A 17,544-nucleotide genomic window follows, 5' to 3' on the forward strand; every position below is an offset into this window, starting at 1 on the left:
TAATTGATGGTGAGCGCCCGCGCTTGCACCATACAGTTTGCTGACACCTGCCTGCATTCAACAGCAGTGAAGTAAAAAAAGGATTTGCCGGTGCCATTGGATTGGCCGGAGGCAGACAAATCAAAACCTGGAGAACAAATCATGAGGAGACATGCGATGAGAATCCCTGTATCGATGGCGGGGCTGGCCTGTATCACCGCGCTAAGCGCCTGTGGTGGCGGCGGAAGCGGCAGCGACAGCTCGGGCAGCAAATCCCAATCGATCGATTTCCCCTACCCGGGAGCACGCTATCTGGCGACTGCGCCGGAAGCCCTGGCCGCGACCGCGACATCGGGACTGGCGATCACGTTCAGCTCGAACACGCCGGACTTCTGCACTGTGGCCGACGGCAAGCTGGTGCCAGTCAAGCCCGGCGAATGTTCGATCACCGCCAGCCAGGCCGGCGACGCCAGCTATGCGCCGGCCAGCTCGCAGCAGCTGTTCAAGGTCCTGAAGAAGGCCCAGTCCATCAATTTTGAATCGCCCGGTTTCCAGGCCATCACCGGACAACCGGCACCGCTGGCGGCAGTTGCCACTTCCGGCTTGCCGATCACCTACGGTTCCACCACGCCGGACGTCTGCACCGCCAGCGGCACCGCTTTGACGCTGCTGTCCAAGGGCCAGTGCACCCTCTCGGCCAGCCAGGAAGGCGATACCAACTATGCCGCCGCAACGCAGCAGATGGTTAGCTTTACTGTCGGCGACGCACCGCCGCCGGTGCTGACGTTCGCTTCCGGCTACGCCTCGGCCAGCGCGACGCTGGATGGCGGCGCGATCACCACCTTTGCAGGCAGCAATATCGACGGCTGGTGGTGCAGCGATGCCAACTGGTGTGGCGCCAACGCCAGCCCGGACGGCAGCACGTTCAGCTTCCATTACCTGATCCAGACCAAGGATCCCAATCATCCAAACAACGACGGCTGGATCGGCGGCTACGCCGGCTTCAGCATCCTGGGCCCGAACGTCGGCAGCATCAGTAAAACCGGCAACACCACGGGCGGCGTCCAGGTCGACAAACAGACGTCGGTGAAATTCAACCTGGGACAGAACAGCGAATGGTTCAGTGCTTCCGCCAAGGCCGTCAAAGTCACGCTGGTGCTCGGCCACTTCGCCAACAAGGTTTCGGACAACAACAAGGCCTGCAACGTCACGCTGAATACCGTGTTTACGCCAAAGGGTGCAGCCGTCCAGAAATACGAACTGCAACTGGGCAGCTTCACGGCAATCGGCGAAACCTGCGACCTGGCGGGATTGACTGCAGCCGGCGAGCTGGCCAGCTATCCGATCGTCAGCATCGGCTTCGACGCGGCGCAACCCAACTTCTCGGTGCAGAGTGCCACGGCGAGCAGCCCGACCTATCCAACCGAGATCACCCTGAGCGGCGCAATCACCGTGCAGTAAGCAGGCTATCGAGCACTATTTCTTGAGGGAGTTTGAAGTGATGCGGAGACAAATCAAAAGAACCGCGCTGTCCGTCGCGGTCGCACAAGCAGTCCTGGTTGTGGGGGGCGTGGCACATGCGCAGGAATCCGGCGATGCTACGCCGAAGATCGTGGTAAGCGGCCAGCGTGCAGCGCTGCAGTCGGCACAGAAGATCAAGCAGCATGCCGATGAAATCGTCGAGGCCGTGGTGGCAGAGGAAGCCGGCAAGCTGCCCGACAAATCGATTACCGAAGTACTGCAGCGGGTCAGCGGCATTACCATTGACCGCAACCGCTCGCGCGGCGACCCCGAGCACTTTTCCGTGGAAGGCTCCGGAATCTCGATCCGCGGCTTGACCTGGGGTTCGTCCACCCTGAACGGGCGGGAAGCGTTTTCGGCGGGCTGGCCGGGCCGTGAGCTGAGCTGGGGCGACGTGCCGCCGGAACTGATGTCCGCCGTCATCGTGCACAAGAACCCGCCAGCCAGCCTGATTGAAGGCGGCGTCAGCGGCCAGGTCGACCTGCGCACCGCGCTGCCATTCGACTACAAGAGCGAGAAATTTGCCTTATCGGCCAACGGCAATTACAACCAGCTGGGCAAGCAGAAATCACCCGGCGCCTCCGCCCTGTATTCGAAGCGCTGGGATACCGCCAGCGGCCAGTTCGGCGCCCTGATCGACCTGTCGTTCAACCGCACCAATACGCTCAACGACACGGTGCAGATGGACGCGTTCTATCCACGCACCGGTATTGTCGACGGCCAGACGGTGTGGGCGCCCAAGTCCGCCTCCTGGCGCCGCAATACGGGCGAGACCAACCGCGCCGGCATCTACGGCGCGCTGCAATGGAAGAACGACAAGCTGGAATCGGCCCTCACCTACTTCCATTCGGGCTACAAGGAACAAAGCGAAGAATACGCCCTCTACAGCGGCGTGGAAAACCCTTACAAGTCCAAACTCGTCGATCCCGTGTTCGACGCCAATGGCGTACTGCAATCGGCCACCTACACCTACCCGTTCGGCGGCCTTGGCGCCAACAATTTCGCCGCCGGCGGCCTGAATTTCAATTCCAACACCGGCTTTGCCGACCGCCGCTCGCAGACCAGGGAGATCGCCTGGAATACCAAGTGGAAGATCAACGATCGCTGGACAGTGCAGAATGACCTGCAATGGGTCCATTCGACCAACAAGAACTTCTCCACCAATCTGGCGATGGTGACCTATGTGCCAAGCATGGGCATCGCCACCGCCGGCACCCCGCCCAGCATCAGCTTCGACCAGTCGGCGCGCGACTTCCTGTCCAATCCGGGCAACTATTACCTGGACCACATGATGCCGAGCCTGAGCAAGGCGTCGGGCGACCTGTACGCCTGGAAAGTCGACGCCAAGGTGCGCTTTGACCACCCGGTACTGCGCGACCTGGGCTTCGGGATACGCCTGACCGACCGCTCCGCAACGCGCATCAACGCCGGCGGCAGCGGCTGGTACAGCGTGGCCGAGCCATGGAACGTCAAGACCACCAGCGTGCCGGGCCGGCTGCCCAGTTCGACCGATATGCAAAGCTGGCAGAGCCGCGGCAGCTTCGGCTACCTGAGCGATCCACGCTATGCCGCCCTGGTGCCGAACCAGCTAGTCAATTTCAATAATTTCTTCAACGGCAAAACCAATCTGCCGCCGTCGCTGGTGATGCCGACCCTGGGCTTCACCCGCGACTATCCGGGCGCTTACCAGCAGGCGACCCGGATCATGCAGCTGCAATGCCAGGACGGCAACCAGCTGTATGGCACCAGCAACGATTGCTCGACCGCCGGCAACAACTGGAAGGCGCTGACCTTCGATGGCGATCCCGCCAACACCGGCCGCCAGAAGGAAAACACCCAGGCCGGCTATGTTTCGGCGCGCTTTGCCTTCGACGAATGGCGCTTCCCGGTGGAAGGCAGTGCCGGCCTGCGCGTGGTACGCACCAACACCAGAGCCCAGGGCTACACGGTGTTCAAGCCGAACTACGGCAGCAGCCCGCGGCCGGAAGTACCGCAGTTCGGCACCATCGACGAGCCGCTGGAGGCACAGCATAAATACACCAACTACCTGCCAAGCCTGAACCTGAAGGCAGACCTGACCGACAAGCTGCAGGCCCGCTTTGCATTCGCCAAGGCGATGTACCGCCCGGGCTTTGGCGACCTGCGCGAATACATCACGCTCAACCAGACCGTCACCGACAACGACGACCGCAGCGTGAAAAACATCACCTATACCGGCAAGGACGACGGCAACGTCAAACTGAAGCCGATCACGGCCAACAGCTACGACTTGTCGCTCGAATGGTACCCGGGCAATGGCGCATCGCTGACCCTGGGCCTGTTCCACAAGAACGTGCGCGACATCATCCTGCCGTCGGCCTTCACGCGCAGCTACAAGTCGCTCGATGGCAACGAGCAAAGCTTCCTGATCACGGCGCCGAACAATGTCGCCAACGGCTCGGTGAGCGGAGTTGAAGTCGCCGGCCAGACATATTTCGACCACGTGCCGGGATTGCAGCAGCTGTTGCCGGAATGGGCCAAGGGTTTCGGCATCTCCGCCAACTACACCTACATCAAGAGCAAACAGAACCTCGACCACCCGTTCGACCTGAAATACTGCCCTTCCTCGAGTACCTTCAACAACAGCTCGCTGGCCGTGTACGGCTGCGATACCAACGGCCTGCCGTTCACTTCGCTGCCTATCATGTACCTGTCGAAGAATGCCTACAATGTAGCCTTCCTGTACGACCGCGGGCCGCTGTCGGCGCGCCTGGCCTACAGCTGGCGCGGCCGTTTCCTGCAGGGCGTGACCGTCAATGGCACCCAGGGTACGGATGCCACCAGCGCCGATCCGGCCCGTCCCGGCATGCAGGACGTGGGCTGGGGCTTGCCGACCTGGCAGGAAGCGATGGGACAGCTTGACTTCGGCATCGACTACAAGGTGACCGAGCGCCTGTCGGCCAGTTTTGCGGCCAATAACCTGACCGATACCGTGGTCAGGCAGACCCAGCAGCAACACCCCGGCAACATGGGGCGCGCCTGGTTCGAGCCGGGCCGCAGCTACCGCGTCTCGCTGCGCTATATGTTCTAAGCCTCCCGCCTGCTCCCGCCGCGTCCCTTGCGGACTGCGGCGGGAGCATATTTCCTTCCCTGTTTCCTTCCCTGCCTACGGCTTGCCGACCACCATGCCGCGGCCCGCGGTGCTCATATACACCACGCCGTAGCTATTCATATCGCCCACCACGAAGCGGCCATTGCCAACCCCGCCGTACTGGTGCGCGTTGTCGTTGATGCGGGTCCAGTTGGCGCCGGCGTCGGTCGAACGGAACAAGCCGCGTACGCCGCCCACCGTGCCCCAGATGAAGACCGTCGGATAGCTGGCGCCATCGGCTGCCTTGCCGAAGCCGACCGCGCTGCAGTAGCTGACATTGGCGAAGGTGCTGAATTGCCACCCCGAGCTGGTGCTGCGCGCCAGGCCGCCGCCGTACAGCGGCACCCAGATATCGCCTTCCCGGCCAGGCGCCGCCCGGATCACGTCCGAACCCCAGCTGGCAAGCGTGTTGAATTTCCAGAACGAGGCGCCGCCATCGGTGCTGATCATGAAACTGCCGTCGGCCGGGTTGTAGACGTAGAACTTGCTGGCATTGGATGGATCGGCGACGGGACGCGCATTGTTTACGCCAAGGCCGCCAACTGCCGACCAGCTGCCGCCCATATTGGTCGAACGGTAGGTGGTGGACGAGTTCTCCGGGCTATGCAGCAGCGCGGAACCGCTGGCCGACAACGCGACCTGCCCTTTGCTGCCGTTCATCGCTACCTGGCTCCAGTTGACGCCACCGTTGGCCGAAGTGTACATATTGGCGCCGACCCGCACCGCCATGCTGGTGTTGGCTGCGGCCACCGCCAGGCCGGTGGTCGTTCCCATGCGCGGCTCGTGCATGGGATTGGTATAGGTGGCGGTGTTGTAGTGGCGGAAGCCGTCCACGTCGCCCAGCGCCGACAGCAGTGGGCCGCCGGGAATGCTGACGGCGTTCAGCGGCACCGTTTCTTCCAGGCCCTTGCTGTTGAAGGTCCAGGTGGTCGTCGCAGCATCGATATCGCTGGTCTTGAAGATGCCGTTGCCGGAGGTGACCCACACGGTTTTGCTGTTGAACGGATCAAAGCTCACTGTGCCGGCCCAGTGGATGGAACCATTGCCGATCCAGCTGATGCCGCCGTTGTCGCGGGCAAAGCCGCGCGCAATCACGTCGGTCCAGCTGGCGCCGCCGTTGCTGCTGATGTATACGCGGTCGCCCCAGGCCCCGCCTTGCGCGGCGTACTGGTTGACCGTCGACGCCACCATGCGCTGCGGATTGGACGGATCAACGCTGATACCGCTGAACGCGCGCGCCACGCCGGCCGGGGTGATATTGGTCCAGGCCCCGTTCGAAATGGTGTACTTCCAGACCTGGCCATTGTCCATCGGCTCCGATCCCGACTGGTTGCCGTGCGGGCCGGCGCCATTGCCATAGGTGACGATCAGGTTGCCTGCGCCATCGAACGCTGCGCGCTGCGGCATGAATCCCGATGGCGCGCCCGACACGGCGGAGAAGGAAGCACCCGCATTGTCGCTGCGATAGAAGTTCGTTCCTGCCGAACCGTAACGCGAGACGCCGACGAACAGGCGCTGCGCCACGCCGCCCGACACGCTGGACGGGTCGGCCATCACGAGGCTGATGCCGTTGTCGTTCGGCGTCGCGGCCACGTTCAGCGAAGTCACCTGCGACCAGGTGGAACCGGAATTGGTGCTCTTGAACAGACCATTCCAGCGTGTGCCGACATACAGCACGTTGCTGGAACCGGGATCGACCACCAGCCGCTCGCCACCCTGGCGCCCCATGCCATTGCCATGCGCCTTGAACTGGCCGCTCACGTCGATGGTGGTGAAGCTCGCGCCGTAATCGGTGGAGCGCAGGATCGCGCTCTTGCCGTTATTGAAGTAGCTGATGCCGACCAGCATATAGACATTGCGCGCACTCTTGGGGTCGACCGCCAGCGATTCGACGCCCAGGTAGCCGGTCTGTTCGTCCGAGACCCAGTCCAGCAGCGGCACCCAGCGGCCATTGGCATTATCCCAGCGGAAGGCGCCGCCGACGTCGGTGCGGGCATACACCACGCCGGCCTCGGTCTTGCTCGGGATGACCGCCGAGACGAAGCCGCCGCCGCCCATGGCGACGGTATCCCAACTATAGGCTGCGGCGGGCTGCTGGACCGCAAGGGCCACCGCCGCGCAAGCGGCTGCCCGGGCCAGCGCGCTCCGGAACACTGATTTGATCCACTTCATTTGATATGTCTCCTGTTGGATTGAACTGCATGTGGACGATAAAAAACCTGCTGCCGCTGTGGGCGGCAGGCGCTGCTTCCCGGCCGCCAAAAGCGGGCGGCGGGAATGGATAAAACATATAGGAAAGCCCGGCGCCGCGCGTCAACGTGGCGGCATTTGAGTCAAATCATTGTTGTCGTTGGCCGAATTCGTAAAGGCCAGCTGGCGGCTGTTGATCGACTGCAGCAGCGTGCTGCAGGCCGAATCGAGGTGGGCGCGCATGGCGGCCAGTGCCGCTGCCGTGTCGCGGCGCGCGAGGGCCTGCAGGATGGCGAGGTGTTCGTGCACAGCATGCTGGTTGCGCGCCTTTTCCGAAGCCTTGTCCCATTGGTAGTGATAATGGAAGACCAGCGAGACAATGTCGTAAAAGTCCTGCGCGAAGCGGTTTTCCAGGCAGCCGATCAGGAAGGTATGGAAGTCGCGGTCCAGCGCCGGGAAGTCCTGGTGGCGCTGCGCCATGCCGGCAGCCAGCTGCTCGTGCCTCACGATCAGCTGGCCGAGAGCGGCCAGGGCCGGGTCGCCAGCCGCCAGGGCAGCGAAGCGCTCGATGGCGGCCAGTTCGAACATCTGGCGGACCTCCGCCACTTCCATGGCGAAGGCGCGGTCGAAGGCAGACAGGCGCCAGCCGCCTTGCGGCTTTTTCCTGATCAGTCCATAGCGCGAGAACCCGATCAGAAACTCACGCACGCTGACTGTGCTGACTCGCGCCGCGCGCGCCAGCTCCGCCTCGGTGAACTCGGCACCTGGCAGCCAGTCGCCCTGGTAGATCAGCTCCATCAGCGCTTGCCGCACCCGCTCGGCTCCGCTCTGCAAATCGGCAACATCGAAATAGTCGCCCGGCGCCGGCTTGCGCAGCAGGAGGCGCCCCTTCCTGCCGCTGATCAGCCCACGCGCGAAAAAGTGCGCAATGGCGCTGCGAACGGCACTGCGGCTGCCCGCCGCCAGCGCGGCCAGCCGGTGTTCGGTGGGCAGCGCCTCGCCCACCACGATGTTTTCTGCGATATGGTCCAGCAGCAGGTTGGCGCTGCGCCGTGAGACGGTGGGCAAACGGGCCACGGATCGCGACGCCTCAGCCGCCGGACAAGGTGCGGTGCACGCGTGCCAGGTGGGCACGCATCGCCTGCCGCGCGCCGGCCTCGTCGCGCGCGGCAACGGCGCTGAAAATGGCGCGGTGGTCGGCCAAGGTCGCCTTGCCCAGTTCCTCGGTGCGGTAATGATGCTTGAGCCGGTGCGCCATGGCGCCGCGCTGGTTCCACAGGTACTCCACGAGCGCCACCAGCGCCGAATTGCCGGCCGCCCTTGCCAGTGCCAGGTGGAAGCGCCGGTCCGCCATCTCATGGCAGGCTGGATCGGCGTAGGTTTGCTCCATCTCGAGCAGCGCGGCGAGGATCGCATCGAGCGCCGAGTCGCTGCTATTGCGGGCTGCCCTGGCTGCCACTTCGGCCTCCACCACCCTGCGCGCCGCCAGCACCTCGAACGGCCCCGGGCCCGATTCCACGCCGGCGGCAGGCAGCGCGGGCCTGCCCGCCACATACACCCCCGAGCCGCTGCGCACCTCGATTACGCCGCCGATCTCCAGCGCCACAAAGGCTTCGCGCAACGAGGCGCGGCTCACGCCCAGGCTGGCTGCCAGCTCGCGTTCCGCCGGCAGGCGCGCCCCTGTCGCCAGCCCTTCCTGCCGGATCAGCAGCTCGATGCGCTCGGCCACCAGCCGGTAAAGGCGCGCTTCCGGCCTGCCACCTTCACCCTGCATGGCAGGCCATCCCGTAGAATCGGCAGGCATTCAAGCCAAACACGGCCCGCTGCTGCGCTTCGTCAAGATGCGCCAGCAGCGCTGCGCTGGCATCGATCCAGGCCCCGTATTCGGCGGCCAGCGTAAGCACCGGCCAGTCGCTGCCCCACAGCACACGCTCCGGGCCGAAAACCTGCAGGATATGCCGGGCATAGGGCTGCAACTGCGCGACCGTCCAGCCGCTGCCGGCCTCGGTGACCATGCCCGATAGTTTGCAGTGCACCTGCGGCTGGGCCGCCAGGCTGGCCATGTCGCTCAGCCAGCGCGTATCGGGTTCGCTGTGCATGGCCGGTTTGGCCAGGTGGTCGATCACGATGGGGAGCTGCGGGTTGCGGCGCGCAAACGCCAGCAAGGCCGGCAAATGGCGCGGCAGGACCAGGGCATCGAAGCGCAGGCCGTGCTGCCGCATGGCCGCCACGGCGGCTGCCAGGGCGGGATCACCGATCCAGCCATCGTCGTCCAGGTCTTGCAGCATGGGGCGCAGGCCGCGCAGCTTGGGACGGCACGCCAATGCTGCAATGCGCTGCGCTGCATCGGGTGCTTTCAGGTCGGCCCAGCCAACGACCGCGCCGATAAAACTGTAGCGCTCCGACAGGTCCAGCAAGAAATGGGTATCGGCCTCGTTCGGCAGCGACTGCACCAGGACGGTCGCGGCCACGCCGTGCCGGCGCAGCAGGCCGCCCAGGTCTTCCGGGTAAAAGTCGCGGTAGAGCGGCGCCAATTGCGGCGGCGGCCATGCTCCCTTGCGGTCGGCCAGGCGCCAGAAATGCTGGTGGGCGTCGACGCGCATCATGCCGGCGTGCTCCCCGCCATCGCGGCGCGCAGGCGCGGCTGCGGCAGTTGCAGCCCCAACCCGGCGGCCAGTTCCAGCGCCGGCAACAGGCGGCGGCGCTTCTTTTCCTCGTGGTTCTGGGCGATATCGGCCAGCCGGTGGTCGAGGAAAGGATTGCAGAAGCGGTCCCTTACCTGCGCCAGGTAGGCGCGGCTCGCCCCGCCTTCGCCCAAGGCGGCAAACAGCGGCAGCACCTCTTCTTCCCAGAGCGCTTCCAGCATTGTCCGCAGCGCAGGATCCGCCATCGCTTCGCGCACGGTTTCCCCGGCCGGCCGCGCCCCCAGCAGCCAATGTTCGGCCAGGAAGCTGTGCCCCAGGTTCAGCATCAGGAGCTTGCGCCGCTCGTAAGGAGCCAGGCATCCGGTCACCACCAGCTGGGGATGGCTGCATGGCAGCACCATTCCTGCTTGCGCCTCAATCGCCCACAAGGCGTACGGCTCGGCCACCGCTCCTGCCGGTTCAAGCGCCTGCGACACGATGCGGTCGACCAGCGAATTCACCCAGATACAGGAACCTTCCAGCCAGGCCAGGAAAGCACGGTCCATCTCCCAGCGCCGCGCCAGACCCGCTACCGTGCCGCGCAGCGCGCTGCCATTATTGGCCAGCAGCTCGCATGGCATCAGGGTGAGCGGCGCCGCGCCGTGCAGATAGCGAGCGTGCAGCAGCACCAGCAATTTGGCCGGAAAGCTGCGCGGCACCCGGCCGCCTTGCAGCAGGCCGGCATCATCGGACGGCTCCAGTTCGTATCCCCGGTCGCCGGTATTTGAAATGATCACCTGCGCAGCCAGCGCCGCCTGCAGCACCTGCGGCCATTGCCGGCTGGCCTGCAGGGCGTTCGCCACCGACCGGACCTGCACTTCGCGCCGGACAGGCGCGCCATCCTGCCAGCCGCGAATGACGACCGGATATGCGCCGCCCTGGCTGAACGCCGCCACCCGGCGCGCGCTTGCGGCGCTGGCGGTGGTTTGCACCACCGTCACCCTGCCCAGCGCGTTGCCGCTCTCCAGCGCTTCGCTGATGAACAGGTCGGCGTGCGCCTGCAGGAAGCGGCTGGTGCCGAATTGGAGAATGGGCTGCATCTATACCTCGACGATGGCCTTGATCACACCGCTGGCCGGATCCATCCATTGCGGCAGGGCGTCGATCAAGCCCTCCAGCGTGCAGCGGTGGGTGTTCATCAAGCCGGTCGGTACCTGGCCCGCCCTCATGGCAGCGAGCACCGTGCGAAAATCATCGGCAGTAGCGTTGCGGCTGCCCAACAGGCTGGTTTCCCGTTTGTGGAACTCGGGGTCGGCGAAGGAGATCCGGTCCGGCACGATCGATACCAGCACATAGGCGCCGCCGTGTGCGACGAACTCCAGCCCGCGTTCCATGGCCTTGGCATTACCGGTGGCGTCGAACACCACGTCGTAGAACTCACCCTCGGTCAATGCCGCCATCAGCTGCTTGTCGCCCTCCCCGGCCAGCACCGTGTACGGCGCCTTGAGCACTTCGCGGCTGAACGCCAGCCGGTCCTCGCGGGTATCGAGCACAGTGACCCGGGCCCCGTTCAGGCGCGCAAACAGCGTCGCCGCCAGGCCGATCGGCCCAGCCCCGACCACCAGCACGCGCTGGCCTTCCTGCACCGCAGCACGGCGCACCGCGTGCGCGCCGATCGCCAGGAATTCCAGCATCGCCGCCTCGTCGAGCGAGATGCCGTCGGTCTTGAATACAAACTGCGCCGGCAGCGCCAGGTACTCGGCCATGCCGCCGTCGCGGTGCACGCCCAGCACCTGGATATTGGCGCAGCAATTGGTCTTGCCCCGGCGGCAGGCCACGCAGCGCCCGCACGACAGGTAAGGCATGACATATACCTGGTCGCCCGGCGCCAGGCCGGAACCTTCCGGCGCAGCCACGATTTCCCCCGACAGCTCGTGCCCCATCACGCGCGGATACTGCAGGAAAGGCTGGCTGCCGCGGAAGATATGCATGTCGGTGCCGCACAAGCCGATACGGCGCACCCGTACCAGTGCCTCACCCGGCGCCGGCACCGGGACCGGCACCTCGCTCATGCGCAGTTCGCCCGGCGCCTGGCATACCAGTGTCTTCATGCTATTTTCCTTCGCTTGCGGTAATCGGTTCCAGTATCACGGCGGCGCCGCCGGCAGAGGCCAGCCGCAGCGGCAGCACGTCGCCCGCCTTCACCATGCGCTGCGCGCGCCTGAGTTCGTTGGGCGAAGCGCCGTCTTCCCACAGCGTGGCGCGGTAGCGGCCAGCGGGCAGGAAACCCAGCGCTATCTTTTCGATCCGGCCGCCGCTGGCGCCGTCGGCTGTCATCGCGCCCAGGTACCAGGTGGCGCCCTGGCGCCGCGCCAGCACGATGTCGCGTCCCGGCGTGCCGGACAGGAAGCGCGTCTCATCCCATGCTGTCGGCACGCGCCGGATGAAGTCGAAGCCGGGCGCATCGCGATAGCCCTCCGGCGCGCCCGACACCATCTGCAGCGGGCTGTCGTAGACCACGTACATGGCCAGCGCCTGGCCGCGCGTCGTCTGGGTTTGCGGATTCACTTCGCGCACCTTGAACGTCGCCGGCTGTCCGTTGTCAAACCCGCCAGGGGTGTAATCGATCGGGCCGGCCAGCATGCGCGTGTAGGGCAGCATCAGGTTGTGCTGCGGCGTGATCCTGGTGCCCATCTTGTTCCACTCCGCGCCCATCACGCCTTCCTGGGTGATGAAGTTCGGATAGGTGCGCTGCAACCCGGCGGGGACATAGGCGCCGTGCAGGTCGAGCAGCAGGCGGCGCTGCGCCGTAGCCTGTGCGATCTGCTGGTAGAAGGCGACAACGTCCTGGTCGTCGCGGTTCATGAAGTCGACCTTGATGCCCTTGATGCCCCAGCGCGCGTAGGTATCGAGCACCTCGTCCATGCGCGGCGCCACGTGTTCCCAGTGCGCCCAGAGCAGCAAGCCGACACCCTTTGCCGCCGCATAGCGCACCAGCTCCGGCATGTCGATGCCATCGGCGGCGCGGGTTACGTCGGTGGCTGGATCGGCATCGCAGCAGCCGCCGGGGCCGGAGGCCCAGCCGGCGTCGATCAGGTAGTAGGGAAAACCGGCAGCGGCGGCGAAATCGATGAAGCGCTTGTAGCTGTCCATGTCCGGTTTCATGCCGGCCAGCGGGCCCGACCACCAGTCCCATGCCGCCTTGCCGGGCCTTGCCCAGCTGAAGTCGCCCACCGGCGGCGGATTCAGGTTGCCGACCAGGTGCGAGGCGATCAAGTCACCGGGACGATTGCCGATCATGACCGCGCGCCAGGCCGTCGTCAGCCCGCCCTGCGACACATACGCCGGCGCCGGCCGCTTCGGTGGCGCCGACAGCCGCACGCGCAGCGCCCCGTTCCCGGCCAGCAGCGCGGCGCCGGTATAGCCGGCCAGGCCGGCCTGCGTGATCGCATAGGTGGTCCCGGCGGAAGGAAGGGTGCACACTACCGGCACGTCGTATGCCTTGCCGGGCAGCAGCCGCGACACTTTCACGTTCTCGAAAGGAACTTCATGCGCGCCATCGGCCACCGACACCAGGCACTCGGGGTCGCCGGCCGGAACAAACGCCGTGCGTTCGCCGCGCAGGCGCACTGCTTCGGTGCCATCGACGCGGTAGCGGAAGGCGACGCCATCGTCGTAGGCCCGGACGTCGAGCAGCAGGCGCCGGCCGGCGCCCGTACGCTCCTTGAATACCAGCGTGGCGCCGCGGTAGTGGTCGCGCGCCGAAGACGCCTTGGCCGCCACCAGGGCGATACTGCGGTCCACCTTGATCTCGGCGCGCGATTCCAGCGCCAATGCGCCGAAAGCCGGGGCGCCATCAAGATCCAGGCCCAGCGGCGACGCCGCAATCAGCTCCTTGCCGGCGCGCGAAATGGAAAAATGGCCCGCGTCCTCCTCGATCCGGATGGCAATCTTCCCGTCCGGCGACAGGATAGTGGCGGGCGCCGCGCCGGCGCAAGCCGCCGGGACGAGAACTGCTGCGGCTGCAGCCGCAAGGGAGGTCAGGATTGGATTCATGAATTCAAGGTGATAAAGCCGCCATCGATCGGGTAATCGCTGCCGGTAATGAATGCCGCCGCATCGCTGCACAGGTAAAGCGCCAGCGCCGCCACTTCGTCCGGCTGCGCCATGCGGCCAATTGGCTGGGTCCTGGACAGGCGCTCGAACATCTGGGCTTCCTGGCCCGGATATTGGCGGGCCAGGAAGCCATCGACGAACGGCGTATGCACGCGGCCTGGGGAAATCGAATTGCAGCGGATATGGTCCTGCAGGTAGTCTTTTGCCACGGAGAGCGTCATGGCGGTCACCGCGCCTTTCGCAGCCGAATAGGCAAAGCGCTCTGCCACGGCGACCCACGCGGCCACCGAGGCCATGTTCACGATCGCGCCGCCGCCGCTCTCCCGCAGGCGCGGAATAGCCGCGTGCAGGCAGTTGTAGACGCCTTTTACGTTGACGTTCATCACCCGCTCAAAATCCGCCTCGCAGGTGTTGCCGGCCGTCCCGATATGCGCCACGCCGGCGTTGTTGACCAGGATGTCGATCGGCCCGATGTCCGCGAACACCTGCTGTACCGCCGCCTGCTGCGTCACGTCGCAGGGATGGGCCCGGGCTTCGCCGCCGGCAGCGTGGATCTCCGCCGCGACGCTGGCGCAAGCCCCGGCGCTGACGTCAACGATATGGACCCGCGCTCCCTGCCGCGCGAACAGCATGGCGATGGCCCGCCCGATGCCGCTGCCGCCGCCGGTGATGACGGCCTTCTTCTGCGTTAATTCAAACATGTTGCAGCGCTCCTTCGGGGGCCATGGCGGCTTGCGGGTTTTGCTGGCGCGCCGCAGTGCGCGCGAACCAGGCAATCACCAGGAAGCACAGCAAGGGCGCGGCATAGCCGTACTGGAGCTTGCCCGTCACGTCGCTGATATAGCCAAACACCAGCGGCAGTACGGCGCCGCCCACGATGCTCATGATGATCAGGCTGCTGCCCATTTCCGTGTCGCATCCCGCGCCGTGGATGCCCAGGGCAAAGATGGTCGGGAACATGATCGACATGAAGAATGCGATGCCGATCACCGCCGCCACGCCGGCCAGGCCGCCAGCAAACATGGCGACAGCCGACAGCAGCATGCAGGCCAGGGCGTAGGCGAACAACAGGCGCGCCGATGCGATGTACTTCATCAGGCAGGTGCCGGCGAAGCGCCCGCCGACAAATGCCAGCCCGCAGCCCCAGCCGAGGTAATCGGCCGCCGCGACCTGCGCCAGGCCCGCCGCCTGCGATGCATACAGGATGAAGAAGCTGAACACGCAGACTTGCGCGCCGACGTAGAAGAACTGCGCGATGGCCGCACGGCGGACGGCCGGCCTGCCAAAAGCCCGCCGCAGTGCGCCGCCGGCCTGCGTGGCCGGTTCGCTGCACAGTGCCGGCATCTCGAGGAAGTAGAAGACCACGGCGATGACGAGGATCACCAGTGCGATGGCCAGGTACGGTCCTTTCACGCTGGCCGCTTCCGCCGCCAGCGTAGCCTGGCGCACTGCCGCCGGCATTGCCTGCAACTGCGCTTCCGGCATCCCGTCCACCAGGATCAGTCGTGCGCCGGCGATCGGCGCCAGCGTGGCCGCCAGGCCATTGAACGACTGCGCCAGGTTCAGGCGCTGGACGGCACGCTCCGGCCTTCCCAGCAGCGCGATGTAAGGATTGGCCGCGGTTTCAAGTACCGCCAGGCCGCAGGCGATAATGAACAGCGCGCCGAGGAAGAACGCATAGCGGTGGGTATCGGCTGCAGGCAGGAACAGCAGCGCGCCAGCGGCAAACAGCAGCAAGCCTGCGATCATCGCCCATTTGTAGCCAACGCGGCGGATCAGCATGCCCGCCGGCAGCGCCATCACGAAATATGCGATGAAGACTGCCGAATCCACCAGCGCCGATTGCAAAACAGTCAGGTTGAAGGACCGCCGCAAGTGCGGGATCAGGATAGGGTCGAGGTTATGGACGAAGCCCCACATGAAAAACAGCGAGGTGATCATCGCAAAGGCAAAAGCGTAGCTCTGCCGGCTGCTTGGTTCGGTCATGGCTGCGTGTCTCCGAAGCGGCACGCTTGGCGGTGCCTTGTGGGTTGGCAAATGGACTGCTGCTGAAGGGGCCGGCGTCAAGCATCGATCAGCGCCGGGTCCCAGGCGTGCACGGTCTGGTTCTGCTGGCCGAGCCCTTCGATGCCCAGCACGATGCGGTCGCCCGGTCGCAGGTAGACCGGCTGCGGTTTCTGGCCCAGCCCCACGCCGGGCGGCGTTCCGGTACTGATCACGTCACCCGGGTTTAGCGTCATGAAGCGGCTGATGTAGCTCACCAGCTGCGCCACCGTGAACACCATGGTGCGGGTATTGCCGTCCTGGTAGCGCTTGCCGTTCACCTCCAGCCACAGGTCGAGGTTTTGCGGATCGGGCACCTCGTCGGCGGTGACCAGCCAGGGCCCGACCGGCCCGAAGGTATCGCAGCCTTTGCCCTTGTCCCACTGGCCGCCGCGCTCGAGCTGGTACTCGCGTTCGGAGAGGTCATTGACCACGCAATAGCCGGCCACATGGTCCAGCGCATCCTCGGGCTCGACGTAGCGGGCGCGCGTGCCGATCACCACGCCCAGCTCGACTTCCCAGTCGCTCTTGGCGGAATCGCGCGGCAGCACCACCGCATCGTTGCAGCCGACGATGGCACTGGTGGACTTGGTGAACAGGACAGGTTCGGACGGCACCGCCATGCCCGATTCGGCCGCATGGTCCGAATAGTTAAGGCCAACGCAAATCATCTTGCCGATGCCGGCCACCACCGGCGCCAGGCGCACCGCTCCTTCGATGGCCGGCAAGCGGGCCGGATCTACCGATGCCAGCTTGTCCAGCGCGGCCCGGCCCAGGTGGTCGGGGGTCAGGTCCGGCAACAGGCCGGACAGGTCGCGCAGGACGCCGTTGGCGTCGAGCAGGCCGGGTCTTTCGTGGCCCTTCGGGCCAAAGCGCAGCAGTTTCATGGTCTTCCTTGTACGTCGGACAAAATGATGATCGAAGCTTCAGGCCGCCTGCGGCGTCGGTGCCCGGCAGTCGAGCAGGCCGCGCCGCACCAGTTCCTGCCACAATTCGCCAGGCAGCGGCTGCGCAAACCAGGCGGCGTTTTCACGCAGCTGCTGCGCGCTGTGGGCTCCGGCGACGCATGACACTACCGCCGGATGGGCCATCGGGAACTGCAGGGCAGCGGCCTGGATCGGCACCTGGTAGCCGCGGCATACCGCCTCGATGGCCTCGACGCGCTTGATAATGGTGCGCGGCGCATCCGCATAATTGAACTTGCGCGATCCGGCCAGGATGCCGGAATTGAACGGCCCGCCGATGACGATATCGACACCGCGCCTGGCGCAAAGCTCCAGCAGGGGTTCGCGCGCGGCCTGTTCCAGCAGGGTGTAGCGCCCGGCAAGCAGGGCGCAATCGATATCGCAGGCATCGATCGCGTCGGCCACTACCTGCCATTCGTTGACGCCCAGGCCGATGGCACGCACGCTGCCCCCGTCGCGCAGTTCGGCGAGCGCGCGGAAACCGCCGCCAACGGTCAGCTGCTTCCAGTAGTGGTTGTGCAAAGTCCCGTGCGTGGCACGGCCGATGTCATGCACATACAGGATGTCGATACGGTCCAGGCACAGGCGCCGCAAGCTGTCCTGGTGCGAACGCATGATCCCGTCGTAGTTGTAGTCAAAGCGCGGCCGGAACGGCAAGGGCTGGGCCCAGCCGTTTTCACCGGCCTGCACGCTGGCATCGAGCAGCATCAGGCGTCCGGCCTTGGTACTGACGACGTAGCTGTCGCGCTCGCGTTCCCGCAACGCCATTCCAAGGCGGCGCTCGGACAGGGTATAGCCGTAATAAGGCGCGGTGTCGAAATAGCGGATACCCGACTCCCACGCCGCATCGACCACTGCGTGCGCTTCGGCGTCGCTCATGGCCTGGTACAGGCCCCCGAGCTGGGCGCATCCCAGGCCCATGGCGGTCAGGGCGAGCCCGCTGCGCTGCAGCGTGCGGCTGTCGCCGGCAAGCATG

Annotated in this window: 13 protein-coding genes; 2 read left to right on the plus strand and 11 right to left on the minus strand. The window is 65.5% G+C overall.

Annotated features, from left to right (window positions below; genetic code table 11):
• Positions 1–156: 156 nt before the first annotated feature.
• Together ASD07_RS01050 and ASD07_RS01055 are read left to right on the plus strand one after the other, a co-directional pair.
• Complete coding sequence (locus tag ASD07_RS01050; protein ID WP_156397802.1) at positions 157–1,440, plus strand: hypothetical protein; 1,284 nt, start codon at positions 157–159, stop codon at positions 1,438–1,440.
• Between the two features lie 40 nt (positions 1,441–1,480).
• Positions 1,481–4,570, plus strand: a complete 3,090-nt coding sequence (locus ASD07_RS01055; RefSeq protein WP_055923892.1) for a TonB-dependent receptor — start codon at positions 1,481–1,483, stop codon at positions 4,568–4,570.
• 75 nt (positions 4,571–4,645) lie between these two features.
• Here the strand turns inward: ASD07_RS01055 and ASD07_RS01060 are convergent, their stop codons facing one another.
• The 11 genes from ASD07_RS01060 to ASD07_RS01110 all read right to left on the minus strand — a co-directional run bounded on the left by ASD07_RS01060 (position 4,646) and on the right by ASD07_RS01110 (position 17,543).
• Positions 4,646–6,802: a hypothetical protein gene (locus ASD07_RS01060; RefSeq protein WP_055923894.1), complete on the minus strand. Its 2,157-nt coding sequence runs from the start codon at positions 6,800–6,802 to the stop codon at positions 4,646–4,648.
• Between the two features lie 141 nt (positions 6,803–6,943).
• Complete coding sequence (locus tag ASD07_RS01065; RefSeq protein WP_055923897.1) at positions 6,944–7,897, minus strand: GntR family transcriptional regulator; 954 nt, start codon at positions 7,895–7,897, stop codon at positions 6,944–6,946.
• 13 nt (positions 7,898–7,910) lie between these two features.
• On the minus strand, positions 7,911–8,594 hold the full coding sequence (locus ASD07_RS01070) for a FadR/GntR family transcriptional regulator (RefSeq protein ID WP_200953734.1): 684 nt from the start codon (positions 8,592–8,594) through the stop codon (positions 7,911–7,913).
• The gene (locus tag ASD07_RS01075; RefSeq protein ID WP_200953735.1) at positions 8,584–9,426 is read right to left on the minus strand and encodes an amidohydrolase; all 843 of its coding nucleotides are present in this window, start codon (positions 9,424–9,426) and stop codon (positions 8,584–8,586) included. Before ASD07_RS01075 ends, ASD07_RS01070 begins: the two co-directional genes overlap by 11 nt.
• Positions 9,423–10,544 (minus strand): D-mannonate oxidoreductase, encoded by a 1,122-nt coding sequence (locus tag ASD07_RS01080; RefSeq protein ID WP_055923903.1) that lies wholly within the window; start codon positions 10,542–10,544, stop codon positions 9,423–9,425. The genes ASD07_RS01075 and ASD07_RS01080 overlap by 4 nt, the downstream gene beginning before the upstream one ends.
• Positions 10,545–11,555: a zinc-binding alcohol dehydrogenase family protein gene (locus ASD07_RS01085; protein WP_055923906.1), complete on the minus strand. Its 1,011-nt coding sequence runs from the start codon at positions 11,553–11,555 to the stop codon at positions 10,545–10,547.
• Position 11,556: 1 nt separating this feature from the next.
• Complete coding sequence (locus ASD07_RS01090; RefSeq protein ID WP_082507037.1) at positions 11,557–13,500, minus strand: glycoside hydrolase family 97 protein; 1,944 nt, start codon at positions 13,498–13,500, stop codon at positions 11,557–11,559.
• Positions 13,497–14,261 carry an SDR family NAD(P)-dependent oxidoreductase gene (locus ASD07_RS01095; protein ID WP_055923909.1) on the minus strand — a complete coding sequence of 255 codons (765 nt, stop codon included), beginning with the start codon at positions 14,259–14,261 and terminating at the stop codon, positions 13,497–13,499. The genes ASD07_RS01090 and ASD07_RS01095 overlap by 4 nt, the downstream gene beginning before the upstream one ends.
• Entirely contained in the window at positions 14,254–15,546 is a 1,293-nt protein-coding gene (gene fucP, locus ASD07_RS01100) for an L-fucose:H+ symporter permease (RefSeq protein ID WP_055923912.1), read from the minus strand. The genes ASD07_RS01095 and fucP overlap by 8 nt, the downstream gene beginning before the upstream one ends.
• A 77-nt stretch (positions 15,547–15,623) precedes the next feature.
• Positions 15,624–16,490 carry a fumarylacetoacetate hydrolase family protein gene (locus ASD07_RS01105; RefSeq protein WP_055923915.1) on the minus strand — a complete coding sequence of 289 codons (867 nt, stop codon included), beginning with the start codon at positions 16,488–16,490 and terminating at the stop codon, positions 15,624–15,626.
• A gap of 39 nt (positions 16,491–16,529) precedes the next feature.
• Positions 16,530–17,543, minus strand: coding sequence for an aldo/keto reductase (locus tag ASD07_RS01110; protein WP_055925191.1), 1,014 nt, complete (start codon positions 17,541–17,543; stop codon positions 16,530–16,532).
• Position 17,544 lies beyond the last annotated feature (1 nt).

The organism is Duganella sp. Root336D2, assembly GCF_001425005.1.
Taxonomy (GTDB): domain Bacteria; phylum Pseudomonadota; class Gammaproteobacteria; order Burkholderiales; family Burkholderiaceae_D; genus Rugamonas.

Bases quoted from the DNA above. Each gene is read 5' to 3' on its own strand.
- ASD07_RS01050 (WP_156397802.1), top strand. From the start codon at position 157: ATGAGAATCCCTGTATCGATGGCGGGGCTGGCCTGTATCACCGCGCTA.
- ASD07_RS01095 (WP_055923909.1), bottom strand. From the start codon at position 14,261: ATGTTTGAATTAACGCAGAAGAAGGCCGTCATCACCGGCGGCGGCAGC.
- ASD07_RS01075 (WP_200953735.1), bottom strand. From the start codon at position 9,426: ATGATGCGCGTCGACGCCCACCAGCATTTCTGGCGCCTGGCCGACCGC.
- ASD07_RS01080 (WP_055923903.1), bottom strand. From the start codon at position 10,544: ATGCAGCCCATTCTCCAATTCGGCACCAGCCGCTTCCTGCAGGCGCAC.
- ASD07_RS01090 (WP_082507037.1), bottom strand. From the start codon at position 13,500: ATGAATCCAATCCTGACCTCCCTTGCGGCTGCAGCCGCAGCAGTTCTC.
- ASD07_RS01110 (WP_055925191.1), bottom strand. From the start codon at position 17,543: ATGCTTGCCGGCGACAGCCGCACGCTGCAGCGCAGCGGGCTCGCCCTG.
- ASD07_RS01085 (WP_055923906.1), bottom strand. From the start codon at position 11,555: ATGAAGACACTGGTATGCCAGGCGCCGGGCGAACTGCGCATGAGCGAG.
- ASD07_RS01060 (WP_055923894.1), bottom strand. From the start codon at position 6,802: ATGAAGTGGATCAAATCAGTGTTCCGGAGCGCGCTGGCCCGGGCAGCC.
- fucP (WP_055923912.1), bottom strand. From the start codon at position 15,546: ATGACCGAACCAAGCAGCCGGCAGAGCTACGCTTTTGCCTTTGCGATG.
- ASD07_RS01105 (WP_055923915.1), bottom strand. From the start codon at position 16,490: ATGAAACTGCTGCGCTTTGGCCCGAAGGGCCACGAAAGACCCGGCCTG.
- ASD07_RS01070 (WP_200953734.1), bottom strand. From the start codon at position 8,594: ATGCAGGGTGAAGGTGGCAGGCCGGAAGCGCGCCTTTACCGGCTGGTG.
- ASD07_RS01055 (WP_055923892.1), top strand. From the start codon at position 1,481: ATGCGGAGACAAATCAAAAGAACCGCGCTGTCCGTCGCGGTCGCACAA.